General features: G+C 70.0%; 20 protein-coding genes and 1 other RNA gene. 16 read left to right on the top strand and 5 right to left on the bottom strand.

What is annotated here, in order from left to right; all coding sequences use genetic code 11:
- The first annotated feature begins 32 nt into the window (after window positions 1-32).
- Entirely contained in the window at window positions 33-1,007 is a 975-nt protein-coding gene (locus ACIPEK_RS00080; RefSeq protein ID WP_401989382.1) for a hypothetical protein, read from the top strand.
- Between the two features lie 109 nt (window positions 1,008-1,116).
- Here the strand turns inward: ACIPEK_RS00080 and ACIPEK_RS00085 are convergent, their stop codons facing one another.
- Window positions 1,117-1,317, bottom strand: coding sequence for a hypothetical protein (locus ACIPEK_RS00085; protein ID WP_266361154.1), 201 nt, complete (start codon window positions 1,315-1,317; stop codon window positions 1,117-1,119).
- Between the two features lie 269 nt (window positions 1,318-1,586).
- Between ACIPEK_RS00085 and ftsE the strand changes: the two genes are divergently transcribed.
- From ftsE to ssrA, 5 genes are all read left to right on the top strand, one after another.
- The gene (ftsE, locus tag ACIPEK_RS00090; protein WP_401989383.1) at window positions 1,587-2,276 is read left to right on the top strand and encodes a cell division ATP-binding protein FtsE; all 690 of its coding nucleotides are present in this window, start codon (window positions 1,587-1,589) and stop codon (window positions 2,274-2,276) included.
- A 23-nt stretch (window positions 2,277-2,299) separates the two neighbouring features.
- Window positions 2,300-3,220, top strand: a complete 921-nt coding sequence (gene ftsX / locus ACIPEK_RS00095; protein ID WP_401989384.1) for a permease-like cell division protein FtsX — start codon at window positions 2,300-2,302, stop codon at window positions 3,218-3,220.
- 67 nt (window positions 3,221-3,287) lie between these two features.
- Window positions 3,288-4,475 (top strand): S41 family peptidase, encoded by a 1,188-nt coding sequence (locus tag ACIPEK_RS00100; RefSeq protein ID WP_401989385.1) that lies wholly within the window; start codon window positions 3,288-3,290, stop codon window positions 4,473-4,475.
- An 18-nt stretch (window positions 4,476-4,493) separates the two neighbouring features.
- Window positions 4,494-4,982, top strand: a complete 489-nt coding sequence (smpB, locus tag ACIPEK_RS00105; protein WP_401989386.1) for an SsrA-binding protein SmpB — start codon at window positions 4,494-4,496, stop codon at window positions 4,980-4,982.
- Window positions 4,983-5,118: 136 nt separating this feature from the next.
- Window positions 5,119-5,507, top strand: a transfer-messenger RNA (tmRNA) gene (gene ssrA, locus ACIPEK_RS00110).
- A gap of 63 nt (window positions 5,508-5,570) precedes the next feature.
- On the opposite strand, the gene ACIPEK_RS00115 is transcribed toward ssrA, so the two are convergent.
- Window positions 5,571-6,827 carry an MFS transporter gene (locus ACIPEK_RS00115; protein WP_401989387.1) on the bottom strand — a complete coding sequence of 419 codons (1,257 nt, stop codon included), beginning with the start codon at window positions 6,825-6,827 and terminating at the stop codon, window positions 5,571-5,573.
- Window positions 6,828-6,911: 84 nt separating this feature from the next.
- On the opposite strand from ACIPEK_RS00115, the gene ACIPEK_RS00120 reads away from it, so the two are divergent.
- The gene (locus ACIPEK_RS00120) at window positions 6,912-7,913 is read left to right on the top strand and encodes a LysR family transcriptional regulator (RefSeq protein ID WP_401989388.1); all 1,002 of its coding nucleotides are present in this window, start codon (window positions 6,912-6,914) and stop codon (window positions 7,911-7,913) included.
- A 379-nt stretch (window positions 7,914-8,292) separates the two neighbouring features.
- Complete coding sequence (locus ACIPEK_RS00125; RefSeq protein WP_401989764.1) at window positions 8,293-9,435, top strand: uroporphyrinogen-III synthase; 1,143 nt, start codon at window positions 8,293-8,295, stop codon at window positions 9,433-9,435.
- Here ACIPEK_RS00125 and ACIPEK_RS00130 read toward each other — a convergent pair.
- Complete coding sequence (locus ACIPEK_RS00130) at window positions 9,384-9,962, bottom strand: DUF1772 domain-containing protein (protein ID WP_401989389.1); 579 nt, start codon at window positions 9,960-9,962, stop codon at window positions 9,384-9,386. The two genes, ACIPEK_RS00125 and ACIPEK_RS00130, sit on opposite strands and share 52 nt — an antisense overlap.
- Before the next feature lie 204 nt (window positions 9,963-10,166).
- Here ACIPEK_RS00130 and ACIPEK_RS00135 point away from each other — a divergent pair, with 204 nt between their 5' ends.
- Window positions 10,167-11,288: an IS630 family transposase gene (locus ACIPEK_RS00135; RefSeq protein WP_401989390.1), complete on the top strand. Its 1,122-nt coding sequence runs from the start codon at window positions 10,167-10,169 to the stop codon at window positions 11,286-11,288.
- Between the two features lie 71 nt (window positions 11,289-11,359).
- Here ACIPEK_RS00135 and ACIPEK_RS00140 read toward each other — a convergent pair whose 3' ends face one another.
- Entirely contained in the window at window positions 11,360-11,737 is a 378-nt protein-coding gene (locus ACIPEK_RS00140) for a nuclear transport factor 2 family protein (RefSeq protein WP_238576850.1), read from the bottom strand.
- A gap of 123 nt (window positions 11,738-11,860) precedes the next feature.
- Between ACIPEK_RS00140 and ACIPEK_RS00145 the strand changes: the two genes are divergently transcribed.
- Both ACIPEK_RS00145 and ACIPEK_RS00150 read left to right on the top strand, forming a co-directional pair.
- Complete coding sequence (locus ACIPEK_RS00145) at window positions 11,861-12,235, top strand: DUF4259 domain-containing protein (protein WP_401989391.1); 375 nt, start codon at window positions 11,861-11,863, stop codon at window positions 12,233-12,235.
- A gap of 23 nt (window positions 12,236-12,258) precedes the next feature.
- Complete coding sequence (locus ACIPEK_RS00150; RefSeq protein WP_401989392.1) at window positions 12,259-12,822, top strand: GNAT family N-acetyltransferase; 564 nt, start codon at window positions 12,259-12,261, stop codon at window positions 12,820-12,822.
- A 98-nt stretch (window positions 12,823-12,920) separates the two neighbouring features.
- Here the strand turns inward: ACIPEK_RS00150 and ACIPEK_RS00155 are convergent, their stop codons facing one another.
- On the bottom strand, window positions 12,921-13,475 hold the full coding sequence (locus tag ACIPEK_RS00155) for a GNAT family N-acetyltransferase (protein ID WP_401989393.1): 555 nt from the start codon (window positions 13,473-13,475) through the stop codon (window positions 12,921-12,923).
- 119 nt (window positions 13,476-13,594) lie between these two features.
- Here ACIPEK_RS00155 and ACIPEK_RS00160 point away from each other — a divergent pair, with 119 nt between their 5' ends.
- From ACIPEK_RS00160 to ACIPEK_RS00180, 5 genes are all read left to right on the top strand, one after another.
- Complete coding sequence (locus ACIPEK_RS00160) at window positions 13,595-14,212, top strand: CGNR zinc finger domain-containing protein (protein ID WP_401989394.1); 618 nt, start codon at window positions 13,595-13,597, stop codon at window positions 14,210-14,212.
- An 89-nt stretch (window positions 14,213-14,301) separates the two neighbouring features.
- Window positions 14,302-14,889, top strand: coding sequence for a sigma-70 family RNA polymerase sigma factor (locus ACIPEK_RS00165; RefSeq protein WP_401989395.1), 588 nt, complete (start codon window positions 14,302-14,304; stop codon window positions 14,887-14,889).
- Window positions 14,886-15,767: an anti-sigma factor family protein gene (locus tag ACIPEK_RS00170; protein ID WP_401989396.1), complete on the top strand. Its 882-nt coding sequence runs from the start codon at window positions 14,886-14,888 to the stop codon at window positions 15,765-15,767. Before ACIPEK_RS00165 ends, ACIPEK_RS00170 begins: the two co-directional genes overlap by 4 nt.
- Before the next feature lie 103 nt (window positions 15,768-15,870).
- Entirely contained in the window at window positions 15,871-18,249 is a 2,379-nt protein-coding gene (locus ACIPEK_RS00175; protein ID WP_401989397.1) for a HelD family protein, read from the top strand.
- 461 nt (window positions 18,250-18,710) lie between these two features.
- Window positions 18,711-20,147 carry an NAD-dependent malic enzyme gene (locus ACIPEK_RS00180; RefSeq protein ID WP_401989398.1) on the top strand — a complete coding sequence of 479 codons (1,437 nt, stop codon included), beginning with the start codon at window positions 18,711-18,713 and terminating at the stop codon, window positions 20,145-20,147.
- Window positions 20,148-20,499 lie beyond the last annotated feature (352 nt).

Genomic DNA, 20,499 nt, shown 5'->3' on the forward strand with positions numbered 1-20,499 from the left:
CTGACGAGAACAGCTACTGGGGGTAGCAGCAGATGACCAAGAAGACGCGAGTACGCGTCGCGCGCATAGCCGCAGGTGCGGTGATCGCGGCGGGTGCCTCGCTCACCGCTGCCGGTGTGGCATCGGCCGCCGGTATCGGAATCGGGATCGGCGTGGACGCCGGTGACGCCTCCGTCAGCGCCCAGGTCGGCAACGCCGGCGAGGCCGGCGGTGGTAGCGGCGGGGAGCCCGGTGGCGTCGACACGGGCGGTACCACCGAAGGTGGTGCGGGCAGCGAGGGTGGTGCCGGTAACCAGGGTGGTGCGGGCAGCGAGGGTGGTGCCGGTAACCAGGGTGGCGCGGGTAACCAGGGTGGTGCGGGCAGCGAGGGTGGTGCCGGTAACCAGGGTGGTGCGGGCAACCAGGGTGGTGCGGGCAACCAGGGTGGTGCCGGTAACCAGGGTGGTGCGGGCAACCAGGGTGGTGCGGGCAACCAGGGTGGTGCGGGCAACCAGGGTGGTGCGGGCAACCAGGGTGGTGCCGGTAACCAGGGTGGCGCGGGCAACCAGGGTGGTGCCGGTAACCAGGGTGGCGCGGGCAACCAGGGTGGTGCGGGCAACCAGGGTGGTGCGGGCAACCAGGGTGGCGCGGGCAACCAGGGTGGTGCGGGCAACCAGGGTGGTGCCGGTAACCAGGGTGGCGCGGGCAACCAGGGTGGTGCCTCGCACGGCGGCGCGACCGGTGGCGACACCGGCTCCACCACCGGTAACGCCTCCGCAGGCTCCGCGACCGGTGGCGGCGCCGCCGACACGTGCACCGTCGACCTCGACGGCGCGAAGTGCGCGGACAACACCACCCCCGACTCGGCCGGCAACCAGCCGGTCGAGCAGGGCAAGGGCAAGGACGAGCTCGCCGAGACCGGTGCCGCCGAGACCACGTTCCTGCTGGTCGGCGCCGCGACGATGATTGCCGGAGGCATCGGCTTCCGGATCCTGCCGCGCCTCGTGAACGGCCGTACGGTCGCCTAAGGGCCGCCTGCGGTAACAGCTACGCACAGAGGGGCCCGGGATGCCAGTCGGCATCCCGGGCCCCTCTGCGTACACGTACACGCTCTTGCAGGCGGACGGACGGCCTCGACTACACGGTCTGGTGCGCCAGCAGCGCCAGCGCGCCCAGCAGCACCACCAGCAGGGCCACCAGCGTCACAGGGCTCAGCCCCGCGAACATTCCCTGCTCCTGTTCCTGCTGCAGCCGTGCGCGGCTGGCCCGGCACACAGGGCAACGGCCCTCGTTCACGGGCGCTGCGCAGTTTGCGCACACCAGTCGGTCATAGGTCATGCGCTTTCCTCCTCCCGCGCGGCGGAGCCGCATACGCCTTCACTCCGCACAACGCTCATGGAAACGCAACTGTTCCCCCCACCACTGTGCCAGCTCGCGCGGATTTCGGCGCGGCCCGCCGGACATCACCCGTTCCGTAGCGCTTCGGCCTCGCTTCCGGCCAGTCCCGTTCCGCCATAAATCGCCCATCCCCGGACGCGCGCCTGCACGCGTCAGCCCGGTTCGCGTATGGTCACGCACACCTACTCCCGGCCGACCGTGGTGCATCCGTGATCCGATTCGACAACGTCTCCAAGACCTACCCGAAGCAGAGCCGTCCCGCTCTACGGGGTGTGTCTCTCGATATCGAGAAGGGCGAGTTCGTCTTCCTGGTGGGCTCCTCCGGCTCCGGCAAGTCCACCTTCATGCGACTCATCCTCCGCGAAGAGCGCGCCAGCCAGGGCATGGTTCACGTCCTGGGCAAGGACCTCGCGCGCATGTCCAACTGGAAGGTGCCGCACATGCGCCGCCAGTTGGGCACGGTGTTCCAGGACTTCCGCCTCCTCCCCAACAAGACCGTTGCGGAGAACGTGGCGTTCGCGCAGGAGGTCATCGGCAAGCCGCGCGGTGAGATCCGCAAGGCGGTGCCCCAGGTCCTCGACCTGGTCGGCCTCGGCGGCAAGGAGGACCGGATGCCCGGCGAGCTCTCCGGTGGTGAGCAGCAGCGCGTGGCGATCGCGCGGGCGTTCGTGAACCGTCCGATGCTGCTGATCGCGGACGAGCCGACCGGCAACCTCGACCCGCAGACCTCCGTCGGCATCATGAAGCTGCTGGACCGGATCAACCGGACCGGCACCACTGTGATCATGGCGACTCACGACCAGAACATCGTCGACCAGATGCGCAAGCGCGTCATCGAGCTGGAGCAGGGCCGTCTCGTACGCGACCAGGCCCGCGGCGTCTACGGCTACCAGCACTGAGCATCGAGCACTGAAAGGACGCCATGCGCGCCCAGTTCGTCCTGTCGGAGATCGGCGTCGGCCTCCGTCGCAACCTCACGATGACCTTCGCCGTCGTCGTCTCCGTCGCCCTCTCGCTCGCCCTGTTCGGCGGCGCGCTGCTCATGCGCGAGCAGGTCAGCACGATGAAGGACTACTGGTACGACAAGGTCAACGTCTCGATCTTCCTGTGCAGCAAGAGTGATGTGACCTCGACGCCCAAGTGCGCCAAGGGCGCTGTCACCGCGCAGCAGAAGAAGGACATCGAGGCCGACCTCGGCAAGATGGACAGCCTGGTCGAGAAGGTCACCTACGAGTCGGCCGACCAGGCGTACAAGCACTACCAGCAGCAGTTCGGCGACTCGCCCATGGCGAGCAACATCACGCCGGACCAGATGCAGGAGTCGTTCCGGGTCAAGCTCCACGACCCGAAGAAGTACAAGGTCGTCGCCACCGCCTTCGCCGGCCGTGACGGGGTGCAGTCCGTCCAGGACCAGAGATCCATCCTGGACAACCTCTTCCAGCTGATGAACGGCATGAATGTGGCCGCCCTCTTCGTGATGGCGCTGATGCTGGTCATTGCGCTGATGCTGATCGTGAACACCGTCCGGGTGTCCGCGTTCAGCCGACGGCGCGAAACCGGCATCATGCGGCTCGTCGGCGCCTCCGGCTTCTACATCCAGATGCCGTTCATCATGGAGGCCGCGTTCGCCGGTCTCATCGGTGGTGTGCTCGCCTGCGTGATGCTGCTGGCCGGTCGGTACTTCCTGATCGACGGCGGTCTGGCACTGCAGAGCAAGCTGAATCTGATCGACTTCATCGGCTGGGACGCGGTCTTCACCAAGCTGCCCCTGGTCCTGGCAATCGGTCTGCTGATGCCCGCCGTTGCCGCTCTCTTCGCGCTCCGCAAGTACCTGAAGGTGTGACAAGCGCCCCTGTGGTGCGCGGCCAACCGGCCGTGCGTCACAGGGGCGTTGTCCTAGACTCGACGCCATGTCGGGCCCCACACAATGTTTCGGGCCCCGCGGCGTGCGCCGCGGGGCGGCCCTGACATTGGTCTTCGCGACCGTGCTGGCCACCGCGGCCGCCACCGGCTCGCTGCCGCGCGACGGTGCGAAGTCCTCGGGCATCGCGGCCCGTTCCGTCGCCTCCACCGTCGACGGCGACGAGGTGGCCGCCGCCGCCGCCCGCGCCGTCGCCGACGGCAAGTCCGGTAAGGAGGCGGCCGAGGAGGCCGTCAGCCGCAGCGGCGACCGCTGGAGTGCGGTGTACGACGAGCGGCAGTACGAGGAGTTCGAGCAGGCGCTCGACGGCTCGTACACCGGTGTCGGGGTCGCCGCGAAGCGCTCCGCGGACGGGCTGGTCGAGGTGGCCCGGGTCCAGCCCGGCGGCCCCGCCGACCGGGCCGGCATCGAGCCGGGCGACCTGCTCCGCACGATCGACGGTCACCGGATCGACAAGCGCCCCGTTGCCGAGGCCGTGGCCCTGCTGCGCGGAGACCGTACGGAGGCGGACGCGGGCACCACCGTCGTGCTGGGGGTCCAGCGGGGCGCCGTCCTTCGGACCGAGACGCTGCGCCGGGCCAGACTCACCACCGAGGCCGTCACCGTGCGGCGAATCGGACCGGACCGTTCCGATTCCTCCGCAGCTGTACTGATCGAGGTCGACTCGTTCACCAGGGGCTCGGGTGCCGAGATCCGCGACGCGGTCCGGGACGCACCGGCGGGTGCCGGGGTGCTCCTCGATCTGCGCGGTAATTCCGGCGGCCTGGTCACCGAGGCCGTGACTGCCGCGTCCGCCTTCCTGGACGGCGGCCTGGTCGCCACGTACGACGTGCACGGCGAGCAGCGCGCCCTCTACGCGCAGCCGGGCGGTGACACCGTCCGCCCCCTCGTCGTCCTCGTCGACGGCGGCACGATGAGCGCCGCCGAGCTCCTCACCGGCGCGCTGCAGGACCGGGGCCGGGCCGTCACCGTCGGATCGCGCACCTTCGGCAAGGGTTCGGTCCAGATGCCCAGCAAGCTCCCGGGCGGCTCGGTGGCCGAGCTGACCGTCGGCCACTACCGCACCCCGGCGGGCCGCGGCGTCGACAGCCGCGGCATCACCCCGGACCTCGCGGTCAGCTCCGGGGCCGAGCAGCGGGCCGAGACGGTATTGAGTGGCCTCGGGGGTGGGTCGTAGTGCGAAAATGGCCTCACTATGGCTAAGGAAAAGGACACAGGGCGCAAGCTCATCGCGCAGAACAAGAAGGCGCGGCACGACTACCACATCATCGACACCTACGAGTGCGGTCTCGTACTCATGGGTACCGAGGTCAAATCGCTGCGGCTGGGCCGGGCCTCCCTGGTGGACGGCTTCGTCCAGATCGACGGCGGCGAGGCCTGGCTGCACAACATCCACGTCCCCGAGTACGTGCAGGGGACCTGGACCAACCACTCGGCCAAGCGCAAGCGCAAGCTGCTGATGCACCGGGCGGAGATCGACAAGCTGGAGTCGAAGTCCGGCGAGACGGGTCACACGATCGTGCCGCTCGCGCTGTACTTCAAGGACAGCCGGGTCAAGGTCGAGATCGCGCTGGCCAAGGGCAAGAAGGAGTACGACAAGCGGCAGACCCTGCGTGAGAAGCAGGACCTGCGGGAGACCAACCGCGCGATCTCGGCAGCGCGCCGGCGCCAGCGCAGCGCATAGCCGGGAAGCGTACGGGCGGGGCCGGCAGCGGCCTGCAGGAATAGGCTGGCATCGTCGTGCGTTGGTCACGTACGATGGCACTGCACCCCACGGCGGGTGCGCGTTTTGAGCTGTTGACAATTAAATACGCCAACATGGGGATGATCGGTTTCGACAGCGGATGTCGAAGCAGGGGAAGCGAGCCGAGGAAGCGGCAATGATCTCGTAAACCATATGTCGCAACCAATAATCGCCAATTCCAAGAGCGATTCCCAGTCCTTCGCCCTCGCTGCCTAATAAGCAGTGAGTGAGGGACCCTTAATGGGTGTCAGCCCGGGGGTGTTCCCGACCCGGACCCTGGCATAATCTAGGGGACTAAACCACTGATCCCGGTCACGGGGTTCGGTGGGAAATCAAACAGTGACTGAGCCCGTCGGAGACTTGTTCGCGAGATCTCCGGGGCCGAGAAAATCGCAGCGAACTGCGCTCGGAGAAGCCCTGATTCTGCACCGTTGGACGCGGGTTCGATTCCCGCCATCTCCACAATTCCCATGTGAACGAGGACCCCGTTGCCCACCGGCAACGGGGTCCTCGTTTTTGTGCCGGCCATCAGTTCCGGGGGGCCCGGACCCCGGCCGCCGCGACGACCAGCGCCAGTCCGGCCGCGCACACCGGAACGACATAGCCCGTCACCTGCCCCAAGTGCTCCACCATCCAGCCGCCGGTCGCCGAACCTGCGGCGATCCCGCCCAGCAGCGCGGTCACGGCCAGGGTCATGCCTTCGTTCAACTGGCCCTCGGGGGTGAGGCGTTGCACCAGCGTCATGCCGGTGACCATGGTCGGGGCCGTCGCCGCACCGGCCAGCAGCAGCGCGCCCGCGAGGGCGAGCAGCGAATCGGTCGAGGAGGCGGCCAGCAGCGGCAGGGACATCAGCGTCGTCATTCCCGCCAGGCAGCCCAGCAGCCGGCGCCGGACGTCCGCGGCCGGGCGCAGCGATCCGTACAGCAGCCCGGCCGCACACGATCCGGCAGCCTGGAGGGCCAGGATCGCGCCCCCGGCGTGGGCGATCGTGACGACCTCCATCGTGCCGAAGACCGCGCCGGTGGCGAGGAAGGCGGCGAGCAGGGCCGGCATGCCCGGGGCGCGGAGCGGGGAGCCCGCGTGTGTGCGGGGTGCCACCGGCGGTTCGGTGGCGCGCTGGGCGGCGAAGATCAGCACGCCGGTCATCAGCAGGATCGCCCCGACGAGTGTTCCGGCCTCCGGGAAGAGCGCCGCGCACAGCAGGGCGGCGAGGGCCGGGCCGAGCATGAAGCAGAGTTCGTCGGCGGCCTGTTCGAAGGAGTTCGCGGTGTGCAGGGCGGCCGGATCGCCCCGGTGCAGATGGGCCCAGCGGGCCCGGGACATCCCGCCGGTGTTGGGGGTGGTGGCGGTCGCGGCGTAGGAGGCGAAGAGTGCCCAGGCCGGGGCGCCGTAATGCACGCAGAGCAGCAGTGCCAGCGATCCGAGCGCGGCGATCGCGGTGGCGGGTACGGCGACCCTGGCCTGTCCGTACCTGTCGACGAGCCGGGCCGTCCAGGGCGCGACCACCGCCGTCGCGGCGAGGCCGGTCGCGGTCACGGCGCCGGCCAGGGCGTACGAGCCGCGCGAACCGGCAATCATGATCACCGCGCTGACGCTGAACATGCCCATGGGAAGCCGGGCGAGGAGATTGCCCGCGGTGAAGGCGCGGGCACCCGGGGTGGCGAGCAGCCGGCGGTAAGGGTTGGTGGGCACCGGCCTGGCGGCGGCGGTGCGCGGGGCTATGACCAGCAGGTCCCCGGAGACGGCGAGCATGGGGTCGGTGTGCGGGGCTCTCTCGTACGGCATGGATCAACCCTCATGGCGCACGGGCCATGGGGTCCAACACCTTCTCCGTACCAATTAACGCATCTGTGTTGTAAATTTCCGGGTGTGGCCTCCTCCGCTGCCGATACGGGCACCCAGACGCACACCCATACCGACCCTCGGCTGCTCCGCGCCTTCGTCACCGTCGCCGAGGAGCTGCACTTCACCCGTGCCGCCGCCCGGCTCTACATCGCCCAGCAGGCGCTGAGCCGGGACATCCGCCGGCTGGAGCGCGAGCTGGGTGCGGAACTGTTCGTACGCACCACCCGGCAGGTTGCCCTCACCGCCGACGGTGAACGGCTCCTCCCGTACGCCCGGCGGGTGCTGGAGGCGCACGCCGATCTTGCCGCAGCCTTCGTCGACCCTGCGGCCCGGCCGCTCTTCGTCGACCTCAACACCGACGGCATGACGGCCGCCCGCGTACTCGCCCGCGCACGGGAGCTGGCTCCGGCGTGCGAGCTGATGGCGCGCTTCGAGAGCGGACTCACCTGGGCCGCCGGCGAGATCCTCGCCGGGCGGCTCGACGTCTCCTTCGGCCGCGCCGCCGGACTCGGCCCCGCGGTGCGGGCACGGCTCGGCGTACAGCCGGTGCGGTACGAGCCGATGGCCGTTCTGCTCCCCGCCGATCACCCCCTCGCCGCACATGAGGTCGTCGTGCTGGACGACCTGGCCGGCGAGACCGTCTACGCGGGCGCCGGGAATCCGCGCACCGAGGAGTGGACGGACCTCGCCCGGCTGCTCTTCGCCGAATGGGGCATCGAACTGGCGCCACCCGCCCCACTCGCGATCGGTGTGGCCGAATTTCAACGGGTCATGGCGAAGTCGCGGCAGCCGGTTCTGTGCGTCGTCGACTTCTCTCCGGTGCCGGGCACCGTGGTGCGTCCGCTGGCCCGGCCCGTACCGCTCTCGCCGCTCCTGATGGTCTGGCGCAAGGGACTGCGCCACCCCGGCCTGGACGCATTGCGTAAAGCCACAGCTCAGCTGGGCTCCGAGGAGGGCTGGATGGTGCGGCCGGACGGAAGTTGGCTGCCCGAGATCGATGCATCTCTCATGTTGAAATCCACCTGATTGGGGGAAAGAAGTGCCGTTTTCGTGCGCTACATTCATCGCCCGGGTGCAATGTGGTGGGGGCGCGGACAGGGTGGGGGCCCGGTCCGGAAGCACATAATCGGACAGTCGTGCGCACCCGATCCTTGAGGCTCTGGCCGAACGGATCGCGGAAGCGGTCTGGGTGACCGGGGGACGGTATACCTTCGCCGGACCGGATCCCGTCCTGCCCGTGCCCGGGAAGCCACAGCTCAGCCGCCCCGGGGCCTGATCGTGACCGCTCGATGTCATCTGACGTAACGGGCGGGAAATATGGGTGAACCAGGTCTGTCACGCGTCGTTGGCAGGCTCGGCCCTCGGCATCATCGGGCAGCAGCGGGACGAGAGCCGGGTAGACCACATGCACGAGGACGAACAGCACGGGCCCCTCGCGGGCTTCACCGTCGGGGTCACCGCCGCGCGGCGCGCGGCGGAGTTCGGCGCGCTGCTTGAGCGACGGGGCGCCGCCGTCCTGCACGCGCCCGCTCTGCGGATCGTGCCGCTCGCCGACGACAGCGAACTCCTCGCCGTCACCCGGCGAATCGTCGACTCCGCCCCCGAAGTGGTCGTCGCGACCACCGCGGTCGGTTTCCGGGGCTGGATCGAGGCCGCCGACGACTGGGGCCTCGGCGACCGGCTGCTGGAAATCCTGCGCGGCACCGAGGTGCTGGCCCGCGGCCCCAAGGTCAAGGGCGCCATCCGGGCCGCCGGGCTGACCGAGGCGTGGTCACCCGTCACCGAGTCCATGGCCGAGGTACTGGACCGGCTCCTGGACGAGGGCGTGGAGGGCCGTCGGATCGCCCTCCAGCTGCACGGCGAACCACTCCCCGGCTTCAGCGAGTCGCTCCGCGCAGCGGGCGCCGAGGTCCTCGCCGTACCCGTCTACCGCTGGGTGGACCCCGAGGACGTCGCCCCGCTCGACCGGCTGCTCGACATCACCCTGGCCCGGGGCCTGGACGCCCTCACCTTCACCAGTGCCCCGGCCGCCGCCTCGCTGCTCCGCAGGGCCGAGAAGCGCGGGCTGATCCCGGAGCTCCTGAGCGCCCTGCGGGACGATGTCCTCGTGGCCTGCGTCGGACCGGTCACCGCCCTGCCGCTGCAGGCCCGCGGCATCGACACCGTCCGGCCGGAGCGCTTCCGGCTCGCCCCGCTCGTCCAGCTGCTGTGCGACGAACTCCCCTCCAGGGCACGTGTGTTGCCGATCGCCGGGCGCCGGGTGGAGATCCGCGGTCACGCCGCGATCGTCGACGGCGAACTGCGCCCGGTGCCGCCTGCCGGAATGGCCCTGCTGCACACCCTGGCCCGTAGGCCGGGCTGGGTGGTGGCCCGCGCCGACCTGCTGCGAGCGCTGCCCGGCGGCGGAACGGACGAACACGCGGTGGAGACGGCCATGGCGAGGCTGCGTACGTCACTGGGCGCACCCCGCCTCATCCAGACGGTCGTCAAGCGCGGCTACCGGCTGGCGCTGGACCCGGCGGGGGACAGCGAGTACGGCGATTCCTGAGGGGGCCGCGGACGCTGCCGCGCCGTCAGGAACGCGGCACGCAGGAGAAGGGCGAGCGCGGCCGTGCACAGGACGGCCCGGACGGCGTTCCATGCCACCCACGCGTCCTCGAACCTCTCGCGCACGGCTCCGGGATGGGCGATCCGCGCCGGATCCCCGGCGTGTGCAAGGGCGTTGTTCAGCGGGACGTTGACGCCCGAGGTGAGCAGGAAGGCGACGGTGTACGTGGCGAGGGCGGCAAGGATCCACCGTCGCGGACCCGGGGACCGGCGCTGCTGCCAGGCGGCGACCGCCGTGAGGACCAGCGCGCCGAAGAATCCGGCGAAGAAGACCGGATTTTCGATGACGTCGTTGATGTTCTGCATGACCTCGATGAAGGTCCGGTCGTCGCTGCGCCCGAGGGCCGGCATGACGGCACAGGAGAACACATAGAACGTGCCCGCGACCAGACCGGTGGCGACGGCCGCGCCGCCGAGCACGAGGTGGTCCAGGGTGCGGGAGGGGGGTGTGGGCCGGGTGGTTGTCATGTCTCCCAGTGAAGCAGCGCGGGCGGCCGCGCTCCATGGCCCGGACGCGCAACTCCCTACGCGAGCGTCCAGAGGGAGCGCGGCACTCGGTCCGCCCACTGTTGTCAGTGCGGCTTGCCAGTGCTGTGACCGTGAAGGTTCGCCGGGTTGGTGGTCGCGACGGTTGGATGTGCGGTGACGTCCGATCCGATCGCTGGAGGCGCGGTGGCTGAGCCTGTCCGTGTACGCAGACCGACCGACCAGGAGGGGCAGAAGCTGCAGCAGATCGTGCGCCGGGGCAGCACGAGTTCGGTGCGCTACCGGCGCGCGATGATGCTGCTCGCCTCGGCGGGCGGGAACCGGGTGCCGGTGATCGCCCAGCTGGTCCAGGCCGACGAGGACACCGTGCGCGATGTGATCCACCGCTTCAACGAGATCGGCCTGGCCTGCCTGGACCCTCAGTGGGCGGGAGGCCGTCCCCGCCTACTCAGTCGTGACGACGAGGACTTCGTCATCCGGACGGCCACCACTCGTCCCAGCAAGCTCGGCCGGCCCTTCACCCGCTGGTCGATCCGCAAACTCGCCGCCTACCTGCGGAAAGTGCACGGACGTGTCATCCGCATCGGCCGTGAAGCCTTACGGTGCCTGCTCCGGCGCCGCGGCATCACCTTCCAGCACACCAAGACCTGGAAGGAGTCACCCGACCCTGATCGCGATGCCAAGCTCGACCGGATCGAGCAGGTGCTGGACCGCTTCCCGGACCGGGTCTTCGCCTTCGACGAGTTCGGGCCCCCGGGGATCCGGCCCATCGCGGGCTCCTGCTGGGCGAAGCAGGCCAAGCCCAACCGGCTGCCGGCGACCTACCGCCGCACCCACGGCGTCACCTACTTCCACGGCTGCTACTCCGTGGGCGACGACCGCCTGTGGGGCGTCAACCGCCGCCGCAAGGGCACCGCCAACACCCTGGCCGCGCTCAAGTCGATCCGCGCCACCCAACCCGACGACGCGCCGACCTACATCATCCTGGACAACCTCTCCTCCCACACCGGCGCGGACATCCGCCGCTGGGCGAAGAAGAACAAGGTCGAGCTGTGCTTCACCCCGACCTACGCTTCCTGGGCCAACCCGATCGAGGCCCACTTCGGCCCGCTGCGGCAGTTCACCCTGGCCAACTCCCACCACCGCAGCCACCCCGCGCAGACCCAGGCACTGCACCGCTACCTGCGCTGGCGCACCACCAACGCCCGCCACCCCGACGTACTCGCCGCCCAACGCAAGGAACGTGCCCGCATCCGCAGCGAAATGGGCATCCGCTGGGGCGGACGCCCCCTCAGCACCGCAGCCTGACCAACTGCGAACCGCAGCCCCCGAGCGCCGAAGGGGCAAGTTCAGGAGAAGGACAGCGACAGAAGGATGACTCAGGAGGCGGACGCCTCGATCTCCCCCGCAAAGACGATGACCTGGTCGATGAGGCTCCGCCGCAGATGGACGACGTCCGTTCCCGCCAGGCGGGGGCCTCCATCCGGCGTGGTGAAGACCCACTTGTACCGGGCCCACTCGTCAGGCATGTCCACCGCTGAGCAGCGCACCATCGTGCCGGTCCCCGCTGGGTGGCGCCGGATGTCCAGCACGAACCGCTCGACCGCCGCGATTCCTTCGCTGCGGCCCAACGGCCCCCAGAAGACCACGTCTGAGGTCAGGGCCTGGGAGAGCAGGGCAGTCACATAGCTGTCGTCCGAGGCGTTGAACGCAGAGATGAACGTGTCGATCGCGGAGCGTGCGGTCTCTTCTTGCATGCCCCAGTAATACCAGCCGTTTCGCGTGCGCTCGTCCCGCGAGCCGCCTTCCGATCACGGTGAACCATCCCGGTCACAGCACTAGAACAGTCGCAGGCACAGAACGGTGAGCGGAGGGGGCCTGTGGGTACCTGGGGCAGTGGGAATTTCGACAGCGACACGGCGGCGGATCACCTGTCGGGCATCACCGGGCGACTCCTCTCGGAGATCGAGGAGGCGATGGCAGGTGACCCGGTGGGCCTGGAGCCCGACGAATACTGGGGCGTCGCAGTGCCGTGCAACATCGAGCTGCTGTGCCTGATCGCCGAGCAGCGCCACGTCGGTGCGGCGGTGCCCGGTGCGGCGGTGGTCGAGGGCTGGAAGAAGACCTTCATGGACGTGTGGGAGCGGACCATCGACGGTCTTGAACCCGCGCCGGAATACAAGGAGAAGAGACGGGCGGAGCTGATCCGCACCTTCGACCGGCTGGCAGGGCCGGCCTCGGCGGAGGCGGCGTGAGGAGGCCGGGATAGCGTGAAGGGATGATCGACGACATCCACCGGCTCGACGCGGAGGTGCGACTCCGTCCCGTCACCCCGGCCGACGCCCCTTCCCTCGCCGTGGCGCTGACCCGCAGTCGCACGTACATGCAGCCCTGGGAGCCGGTACGGCCCGACGCCTTCTACACCGAGCAGGGGCAGCGGGAGCGGCTGGCCGGAATGCTGGCGGACCGCGACGCGGGGCGCGTGATGCCGTGGGTGCTCGCCGATGAACAGGACCGCGTGGTGGGCGGGTTCAACCTCAACGGCATTGTGCTCGGGCCGTTCCGCAGCGGGGTTCTCGGTTACTGGGTCGACGTCGAGTACGCGGGTCGCGGGCTGGCCACGGCCGCCGTCGAGCGGATCTGCGAGTTGGCCAGGGACGAGCTGCGCCTGCACCGGGTCGAGGCAGGGACGGTGCTGGACAACGTGGCGTCGCAGCGGGTGCTCGCCAAGTGCGGCTTCGAGCAGTACGGGATGGCTCCGCGCTATCTGCACATCAACGGTGAGTGGCGCGACCACCGGCTGTTCCAGCGGATCCTGCACGATGGGCCGTTGATGGGGTGACGGCCCGGACGGGGTTGATAGGGGTGACGGCCCCGGACGGGCCTCATTTCGCCGCGGGGGCGTGAAAGCCGAGGCCGCCGGAAATGCGGGAGGAACGGCTACCGGACGTCCCCGGAACGCAACCGCGCATGCCGGTGTCCGTCCAGCGGCCACGGCGGCCGTGCCGGAAGAACCTCTGCGAAGCCGTATCCGCTCTTCTCGGCAACCCGGCAGGACGCCTCGTTGTTCACCTGATGCAGCAGGTCCAGCCGGACGAGCCCGTCCCCGGCGAACGCTTCGAACGCCCAGTCGGTGAGCGCCCCGAGCGCCCGCGGCGCGATTCCGCGGCCGCGCGCCCGCGCCGTCGTCCAGTAGCCGACCTCCGCGCTGACGGAGCCCGGTGCGGGGCACTTGAGCGCCACATTGCCGACCAGTTCGTCGGCGCGATCGCGATCGACCACCGCGAAACTGAAGCGGCTGCCGGATTCCCGGCCCTCCTGCTGCACCCGCAGCCAGTGCTGAGCCTCCGCCTCGTCCGTGACCAGCATGCGCAGCATGGCGCGCATCGCAGGATCGCGGTACGCCTCGATCACGGCCGGCATGTCGTCGGGCAGCCACGGCCGGAGCAGGAGCGGGCCGGCCGCAAGGGTGGCGGTGCGGAGATCGTCGTCCATCAGGACACCGTACGGGCTCGCGTGCACCGACCCGCGTGGCAGCAGGGGTTCCGGGTCTGCCGCCCGAGGGGCACTCTGGGGGAGACCTCCACCGGAGACCCCGAGGCGGTGACATGCACATGGCGGCGGGCAAAGGCTCGTACGACTGGCGGTTCGACTCCGGCCGCCCCTGCCTGGACCTGGTGGCCACAGGAATCGGCACCTCCGGCGCATGCGAACTGCTCGACGGCGCCGAGCGGCTCGCCGACTGGCTGGTGGCCGCCGGACTCGTACCGAGTGGCACCCACCTCGGCGCGGTGGACGACACCTGGGTGGTGCGCTTCCGGCAGTTGAGGACCGGCGTCGACCGCCTGCTGACCGCCGAACTCGGCGGCCGCAGAGCGGAGAGCGCTCTGGAACGGGTCAACGCGCTCGCCGCGACCGCACCACCGGGACTGCGGGCCGTACGCGGAGGAAGCGGCACGCTGGTACGGACGCTGAGCGCCGATCCCGAATGCGGGGCACTGCTGGCCGCCGTGGCCCGCGACGTCGTGGAACTCCTGACCGACCCCGTGGCTCGGGCCGGCCTGCGCCGCTGCGAGGCCGGCAACTGCCGCCGCCTCTACCTGGACACCTCGCGCGGCCGCCGGCGCCGCTGGTGCTCCAGCGAGGTGTGCGGGAACCGGGAGCGGGTGGCCCGGCACCGGCGCCGGGCGGCGGCCGTGGCGATCACGGACACGGACGCGGGAGCGCCGTAAAAGAATCTTGAAAGCGGATTGAATGGATCGCGGCCCCCCTTCGTGTTCATGGTCAAGGAGCTCAACAGGGTCTCGACCGGGAGGTTCGGGTGCGCAAGGATGCGGCCGTGGCCGATGACCGTCCGCACAGGGCTCGACATCGCAGTGAGCCGCCTCCGTCCCCCTCCGATGCCCCCGACGAGGAGTTGATGCGGGCGCTCTACCGCGAACACGCCGGACCTCTGCTCGCGTATGTGCTCCGCCTCGTCGCCGGCGACCGACAGCGCGCCGAGGACGTGGTGCAGGAAACGCTCATCCGTGCCTGGAAGAACGCCGGCCGGCTCGACCGGGCCACCGGCTCCGTCCGCCCCTGGCTGGTGACGGTCGCCCGGCGCATCGTCATCGATGGCCACCGCAGCCGGCGGTCCCGGCCGCACGAGGTCGATCCGTCGCCGCTGGAGGTCGTTCCCGCGGAGGACGAGATGGACAAGGCGCTGTGGCTGATGACGCTCTCGGACGCGCTCGACGATTTGACCCCTGCGCACCGGGAAGCATTGGTCGAGACCTATTTCAGGGGCCGTACGGTCAATGAGGCGGCTGATGTGCTGGGCATCCCCAGCGGGACGGTGCGGTCCCGGGTCTTCTACGCACTGCGTTCGATGAAGCTCGCTCTCGAAGAAAGGGGGATCACGGCATGAGCGACCACGAGTGGGAGCCTTTCGGGCTTCGGCCGACCGGTCCCTCCGGCCCCCGAAACCCCGGCAGCCCCAGCGGCCCCCGCAGCCCCGGTGGCCACACAGCCTCGCGCGGAGCCGCCGAAGGGCCCGGGCACGACGCCGCCGGTGCGTATCTCCTCGGCATTCTGGACGATGCCGAGGCATCCGCCTTCGAGGCGCACCTGGCCGACTGCGATCTGTGCGCCGCCCATCTCGACGAGTTCGCCGGCCTGGAACCCGTGCTCGCGTTGCTCTCCGAGTCCCCGGCCGCCGTACCGGGCGCCCGCCCCGTCCCACACGTCCCGCAGCCGCCCGCTCCCCGCATGCTCGACCGGCTGGTGGACGAGGTCGCGGTCAAACGGGCCGGACGCAGGCGCCGCTCCAGGTATCTGGTCGCGGCGGCAGCCGCGCTGATCATCGGCGGTCCGGCGGTCGCGGTCCTGGCGACCGGCAACGACGGTACCTCGGCGCAGGCGGCCGACCCGCACCCCACCAGCCCCGCCGAGGACGCCTTCTTCCACCACATGACGGAGAAGGTGCGGGCCACCGACCCCACCACCGAGGTCGACGCCACCATCGGCATGGAGAAGAAGGCATGGGGCACTCACACCGTGCTGGAGCTCAAGAACGTCACGGGTCCGGAGAAATGCAGCCTGATCGCCGTGTCGAAGACCGGTGAGGAGGAGGTCGTTACCTCCTGGTCCGTACCGAAGTGGGGATACGGCATCAAGGACTCCCCGCACCCGGCCTCGAAGTACCCGCTCTATGTCCACGGTGGCGCGGCGATGGACCGCGGCGACATCGACCATTTCGAGGTGCGTACGTTCGACGGCAAGCGGCTGGTGGAGGTCGACGCCTGATCGAGATCCCGCCGTGTCATTTCGATACGCGCGGCAGGTGCGCGGCGGCCCCCGCTTCGCATAGGGTTGACGGCTGCCCAATGCACGTCAGAAGGGGGCCTCGGTGGCCGCGCAGGATGCCGCTGTCGATTCGATGCGGGACCGGGAAATCGGTGTCGAGCAGGAACATCTCGACCGTGTTTATCACCGCCTCGAAGAGAAGATCCACGAGGCGGAATTTCTCATGAGTGACGCCGTCAAGCGCGGCCAGGTCGGTACCCCCGGAGCGCTCGCCGAGCGCGACGCCCAGGTGTTCCGGGCCGGAATCCACCTCAACCGGCTGAACAGCGAGTTCGAGGACTTCCTCTTCGGAAGGATCGATCTGCTGCTCGGCAAGGACGGCGAACGGGGCCCGGACGGCGCGTACACCTCCGTCGAACCGGCCGACGACGCCGTACGCGAGGACAACTGCGCCGATATCGCGGAGACGCTGCACATCGGCCGGATCGGGGTCCTCGACTCCGACTACGCGCCGCTGGTCATCGACTGGCGCGCACCGGCCGCCGCACCGTTCTACCGGTCGACGCCGAAGGAACCGGGCAGGGTGGTACGCCGCCGGGTCATCCGCTCCAAGGGCCGCAAGGTCCTCGGGGTCGAGGACGACCTGATGCGCCCCGAGCTGACCGCCTACCTGGGCGGCGACAAGCTTCCCGTCATCGGCGACGGCGCCCTGATGGCGGCGCTCGGCCAGGCCCGCAGCCACACCATGCGGGACATCGTCTCCTCCATCCAGGCCGAACAGGACCTGGTGATCCGGGCCCCCGCCGCCTCCGTCACCGAGGTGTCCGGCGGCCCCGGCACCGGCAAGACCGCCGTCGCCCTGCACCGCGCCGCGTACCTCCTCTACCAGGACCGGCGGCGTTACGCGGGCGGCATCCTCGTCGTCTCGCCGACCCCGCTCCTCGTCGCGTACACCGAAGGCGTGCTGCCCTCGCTGGGCGAGGAGGGACAGGTCGCGATCCGCGCGGTCGGTTCGCTCTCCGACGAGGCGGCCGGCGTCGAGGGTGCCACCACGTACGACGAACCCGCCGTCGCCCGGATCAAGGGCTCCTCCCGGATGCTCCAGGTGCTGCGCAAGGCGGCACGCGGCGCACTGGAACAGCCCGGCACCCCCCGCAGGACGGAGGACCGGGACGGCCAGCTGTCCTTCGGTGACGGAGCCGACGAGGCCCCGGCCACCCCGACCCGGCTGCGGGTCGTCGCGTTCGGCGCCCGTGTCGAGCTGAACGCCGACGAACTGCACCGCATCCGGCAGTCCGTCCTCGGTGGCACCGCCCCGGTCAACCTGCTGCGCCCGCGCGCCCGCAGACTGCTCCTGGACGCCCTGTGGAACAAGTCCTCGGGCCGGGGCCGCTACACCGACCCCGAGCTGGCCGCCGAACTGCGCTCCTCCTTCGACGAGGACGTCTCCACCGAGACGCCCTTCCTCGACTTCCTGAACGCCTGGTGGCCCGAGCTCACCCCACGCGGGGTGCTCGCCGCGATGGCCGACGAGAAGCGGCTCGGCCGCTGGGCGCGCCGGGTCCTCAACCAGGGCGAGGTGCGCCGCTTCGCCCGCTCCCTGAAGAGGCTCGACAGCGAAGGGAACGGGCCGCTCTCCGTACACGACGTGGCGATCCTCGACGAGCTGCAGACGCTGCTCGGCACCCCGCACCGGCCGAAGAAGAAGCGCGAATTCGACCCGCTGGACCAGCTCACCGGTCTGGAGGAGCTGATGCCGCAGCGCGAGGAGACCCAGCGCGAGCGGGCCGAGCGGCTGGCCGCGGAGCGTACGGAGTACGCGCATGTCATCGTCGACGAGGCGCAGGACCTCACGCCCATGCAGTGGCGCATGGTCGGCCGCCGTGGCCGGCACGCCACCTGGACGATCGTCGGAGACCCGGCACAGTCCTCCTGGTCCGATCCGGACGAGGCGGCCCGGTCGCGCGACGAGGCACTCGGCAACCGGCCGCGGCGCCGCTTCACCCTCACGGTCAACTACCGCAACCCGGCGGAGATCGCCGAGCTGGCCTCGAAGGTGCTGGCGCTCGCGATGCCCGGAATGGAGTCACCGGCCGCGGTCCGTTCCACGGGTGTGAAGCCGCGCTTCGAGACCGTACGGGACGGCGATCTGGCCGCATCGGTGCGCGAGGAGGCGCGGCGGCTGCTGGCCGAGGTGGACGGCACGGTGGGTGTGGTCGTCGCGATGCACCGCAGGGCGCAGGCGCGCAACTGGCTCGCCGAGCTCGGCGAGCGGGTGGTGGCGCTGGGCAGCCTGGAGGCGAAGGGCCTGGAGTACGACGCCACGGTGGTCGTCTCGCCCGCGGAGATCGCGGACGAGTCCCCGGCCGGTCTGCGGGTGCTGTACGTGGCGTTGACGCGTGCGACGCAGCAGCTCACGGTGGTCTCGGGGGAGCGGGATCTGCCCGACGAGGACGGCGTCCCGGACCTCCTGAGGGACTGAGGCAAGGAGCAAAGGCACCGCCGTCGGGGCAGATTCATGAACCGGCCTGTCCTGCGGGAATCACTTCTGCGGGGTCTTTGTTAGCCTGGTGTCGGCACCGGCTCGATCCAAGCCCCCGGGCCCAACCTTCGTCGCTTCGAGCGACCACTTGCCGCGAGGCGAGCATGGCGGGTCGGTGCCGCTCGAACAAGAAGACAGACCCGCGTCACCTTCCGGTGGCGCGGGTCTGTTGCTGTTTGCGGACCTGACGGCTTCTTCACGGGCTTGGCGGCTTCCGGCCCCGGCGGGGAGCGGTGGGGGGTTCCATCGAAGCAGTTATCTCTCGTATGGTGGAAAATACTTTCCGAAACGTGGCAGTCATTACCGGCTACCAGCCAGTAGGTGCGACGATCGGGAGGCGTGTCCGGGGCGAGCGCCCCGGCCGCGCGGCAATGAAGCTAAGGAAAGCGAAGGACTCGGCCATGGCAACGGCGCCCAGCGTCTCGTACTCGATGACGGTCAGGCTGGAGGTGCCCGCGAGCGGCACAGCGGTCTCCCAGCTGACCACGGCCGTGGAGTCCTCCGGCGGTTCGGTCACCGGCCTCGATGTGACCGCCTCCGGCCACGAGAAGCTGCGGATCGACGTCACCATCGCCGCTACTTCCACCTCGCACGCCGACGAGATCGTCGAAAACCTGCGCGGCATCGAGGGCGTCGTGCTCGGCAAGGTCTCCGACCGTACGTTCCTGATGCACCTCGGCGGCAAGATCGAGATGGCGTCCAAGCACCCCATCCGCAACCGTGACGACCTCTCGATGATCTACACCCCGGGTGTGGCCCGGGTGTGTATGGCGATCGCCGAGAACCCCGAGGACGCCCGCCGCCTCACCATCAAGCGCAACTCCGTCGCAGTTGTGACGGACGGCTCCGCCGTGCTCGGCCTCGGCAACATCGGCCCGATGGCCGCCCTCCCGGTGATGGAGGGCAAGGCGGCCCTCTTCAAGCGGTTCGCCGGAATCGACGCCTGGCCGATCTGCCTGGACACCCAGGACACCGACGCCATCGTCGAGATCGTCAAGGCGATCGCCCCCGGCTTCGCGGGCATCAACCTGGAGGACATCTCCGCACCCCGCTGCTTCGAGATCGAGGCACGGCTGCGCGAGGCCCTGGACATCCCCGTCTTCCACGACGACCAGCACGGCACCGCGATCGTGGTCCTGGCCGCGCTGACCAACGCACTGCGCGTGGTGGGCAAGGGAATCGGGGACGTACGGGTCGTCATGTCCGGCGCCGGAGCGGCCGGTACGGCCATCCTGAAGCTCCTCATCGCCGCGGGCGTCAAGCACGCCGTCGTCGCCGACATCCACGGCGTGGTGCACGCGGGCCGCGAGGACCTGGTCTCCGCCGACGCCGACTCGCCGCTGCGCTGGATCGCCGACAACACCAATCCCGAATCCGTCACCGGCACTCTCAAGCAGGCCGTCGTGGGCGCCGACGTCTTCATCGGCGTCTCCGCTCCGAACGTGCTGGACGGCGCCGATGTCGCCGCCATGGCCGACGATGCGATCGTGTTCGCGCTCGCGAACCCGGACCCCGAGGTCGACCCGGCAATCGCCCGCCAGACGGCGGCGGTTGTCGCCACCGGCCGCTCCGACTTCCCGAACCAGATCAACAACGTGCTGGTCTTTCCGGGTGTCTTCCGCGGTCTGCTGGACGCCCAGTCCCGCACCGTCAACACGGAGATGATGCTCGCCGCGGCGCGCGCCCTCGCCGATGTCGTCGCCGAGGACGAGGTGAACGCGAACTACATCATCCCGTCGGTCTTCAACGACAGGGTCGCGGGAGCGGTCGCCGGTGCCGTCCGGGACGCCGCGAAGGCGGGGGGCGGCGCTGTGACGGGCTCGGGCGACCTCGACTGAACCATCCCCCTCACAGAACCCGCCACGGCCCCTGACGGCGCCGCCCACGGCCGCGGTGCCCCCCACGTTGGCCCGACGTACGGCGCGTCGCGGGTCGCGGCGCCACAAACGCCCCTTTAGGGTGGGCGGGCGGCGCGTCCCGCAGAGCCCCGCATCCGCTGCGGACCGCTTTCGGGGAGTCGACGGAACGTCACCACGATGAGGCAGTGGTGCTTTTCGTGTGACTCCGGAGGGTGCCGGATTGGCTTTCCCGCCGCAGGTGGGGGCAGGATGCGTAATCGGGCGCGAGGGTCTGACGACAGACCCGGGTCCGGGGACTGTCCGAGGGCCCTGGCAGCATCGGCTTCGATCT

This window comes from Streptomyces sp. NPDC088246, assembly GCF_044741025.1.
Classification (GTDB): domain Bacteria; phylum Actinomycetota; class Actinomycetes; order Streptomycetales; family Streptomycetaceae; genus Streptomyces.

Excerpts from the sequence above, each read along its gene's own strand:
- ACIPEK_RS00080 (WP_401989382.1), top strand. The coding sequence starts at position 33 with ATGACCAAGAAGACGCGAGTACGCGTCGCGCGCATAGCCGCAGGTGCG.
- ACIPEK_RS00085 (WP_266361154.1), bottom strand. The coding sequence starts at position 1,317 with ATGACCTATGACCGACTGGTGTGCGCAAACTGCGCAGCGCCCGTGAAC.
- ftsX (WP_401989384.1), top strand. The coding sequence starts at position 2,300 with ATGCGCGCCCAGTTCGTCCTGTCGGAGATCGGCGTCGGCCTCCGTCGC.
- ACIPEK_RS00100 (WP_401989385.1), top strand. The coding sequence starts at position 3,288 with ATGTCGGGCCCCACACAATGTTTCGGGCCCCGCGGCGTGCGCCGCGGG.
- smpB (WP_401989386.1), top strand. The coding sequence starts at position 4,494 with ATGGCTAAGGAAAAGGACACAGGGCGCAAGCTCATCGCGCAGAACAAG.
- ACIPEK_RS00115 (WP_401989387.1), bottom strand. The coding sequence starts at position 6,827 with ATGCCGTACGAGAGAGCCCCGCACACCGACCCCATGCTCGCCGTCTCC.
- ACIPEK_RS00125 (WP_401989764.1), top strand. The coding sequence starts at position 8,293 with ATGCACGAGGACGAACAGCACGGGCCCCTCGCGGGCTTCACCGTCGGG.
- ACIPEK_RS00130 (WP_401989389.1), bottom strand. The coding sequence starts at position 9,962 with ATGACAACCACCCGGCCCACACCCCCCTCCCGCACCCTGGACCACCTC.
- ACIPEK_RS00140 (WP_238576850.1), bottom strand. The coding sequence starts at position 11,737 with ATGCAAGAAGAGACCGCACGCTCCGCGATCGACACGTTCATCTCTGCG.
- ACIPEK_RS00150 (WP_401989392.1), top strand. The coding sequence starts at position 12,259 with ATGATCGACGACATCCACCGGCTCGACGCGGAGGTGCGACTCCGTCCC.
- ACIPEK_RS00155 (WP_401989393.1), bottom strand. The coding sequence starts at position 13,475 with ATGGACGACGATCTCCGCACCGCCACCCTTGCGGCCGGCCCGCTCCTG.
- ACIPEK_RS00160 (WP_401989394.1), top strand. The coding sequence starts at position 13,595 with ATGGCGGCGGGCAAAGGCTCGTACGACTGGCGGTTCGACTCCGGCCGC.
- ACIPEK_RS00170 (WP_401989396.1), top strand. The coding sequence starts at position 14,886 with ATGAGCGACCACGAGTGGGAGCCTTTCGGGCTTCGGCCGACCGGTCCC.
- ACIPEK_RS00180 (WP_401989398.1), top strand. The coding sequence starts at position 18,711 with ATGGCAACGGCGCCCAGCGTCTCGTACTCGATGACGGTCAGGCTGGAG.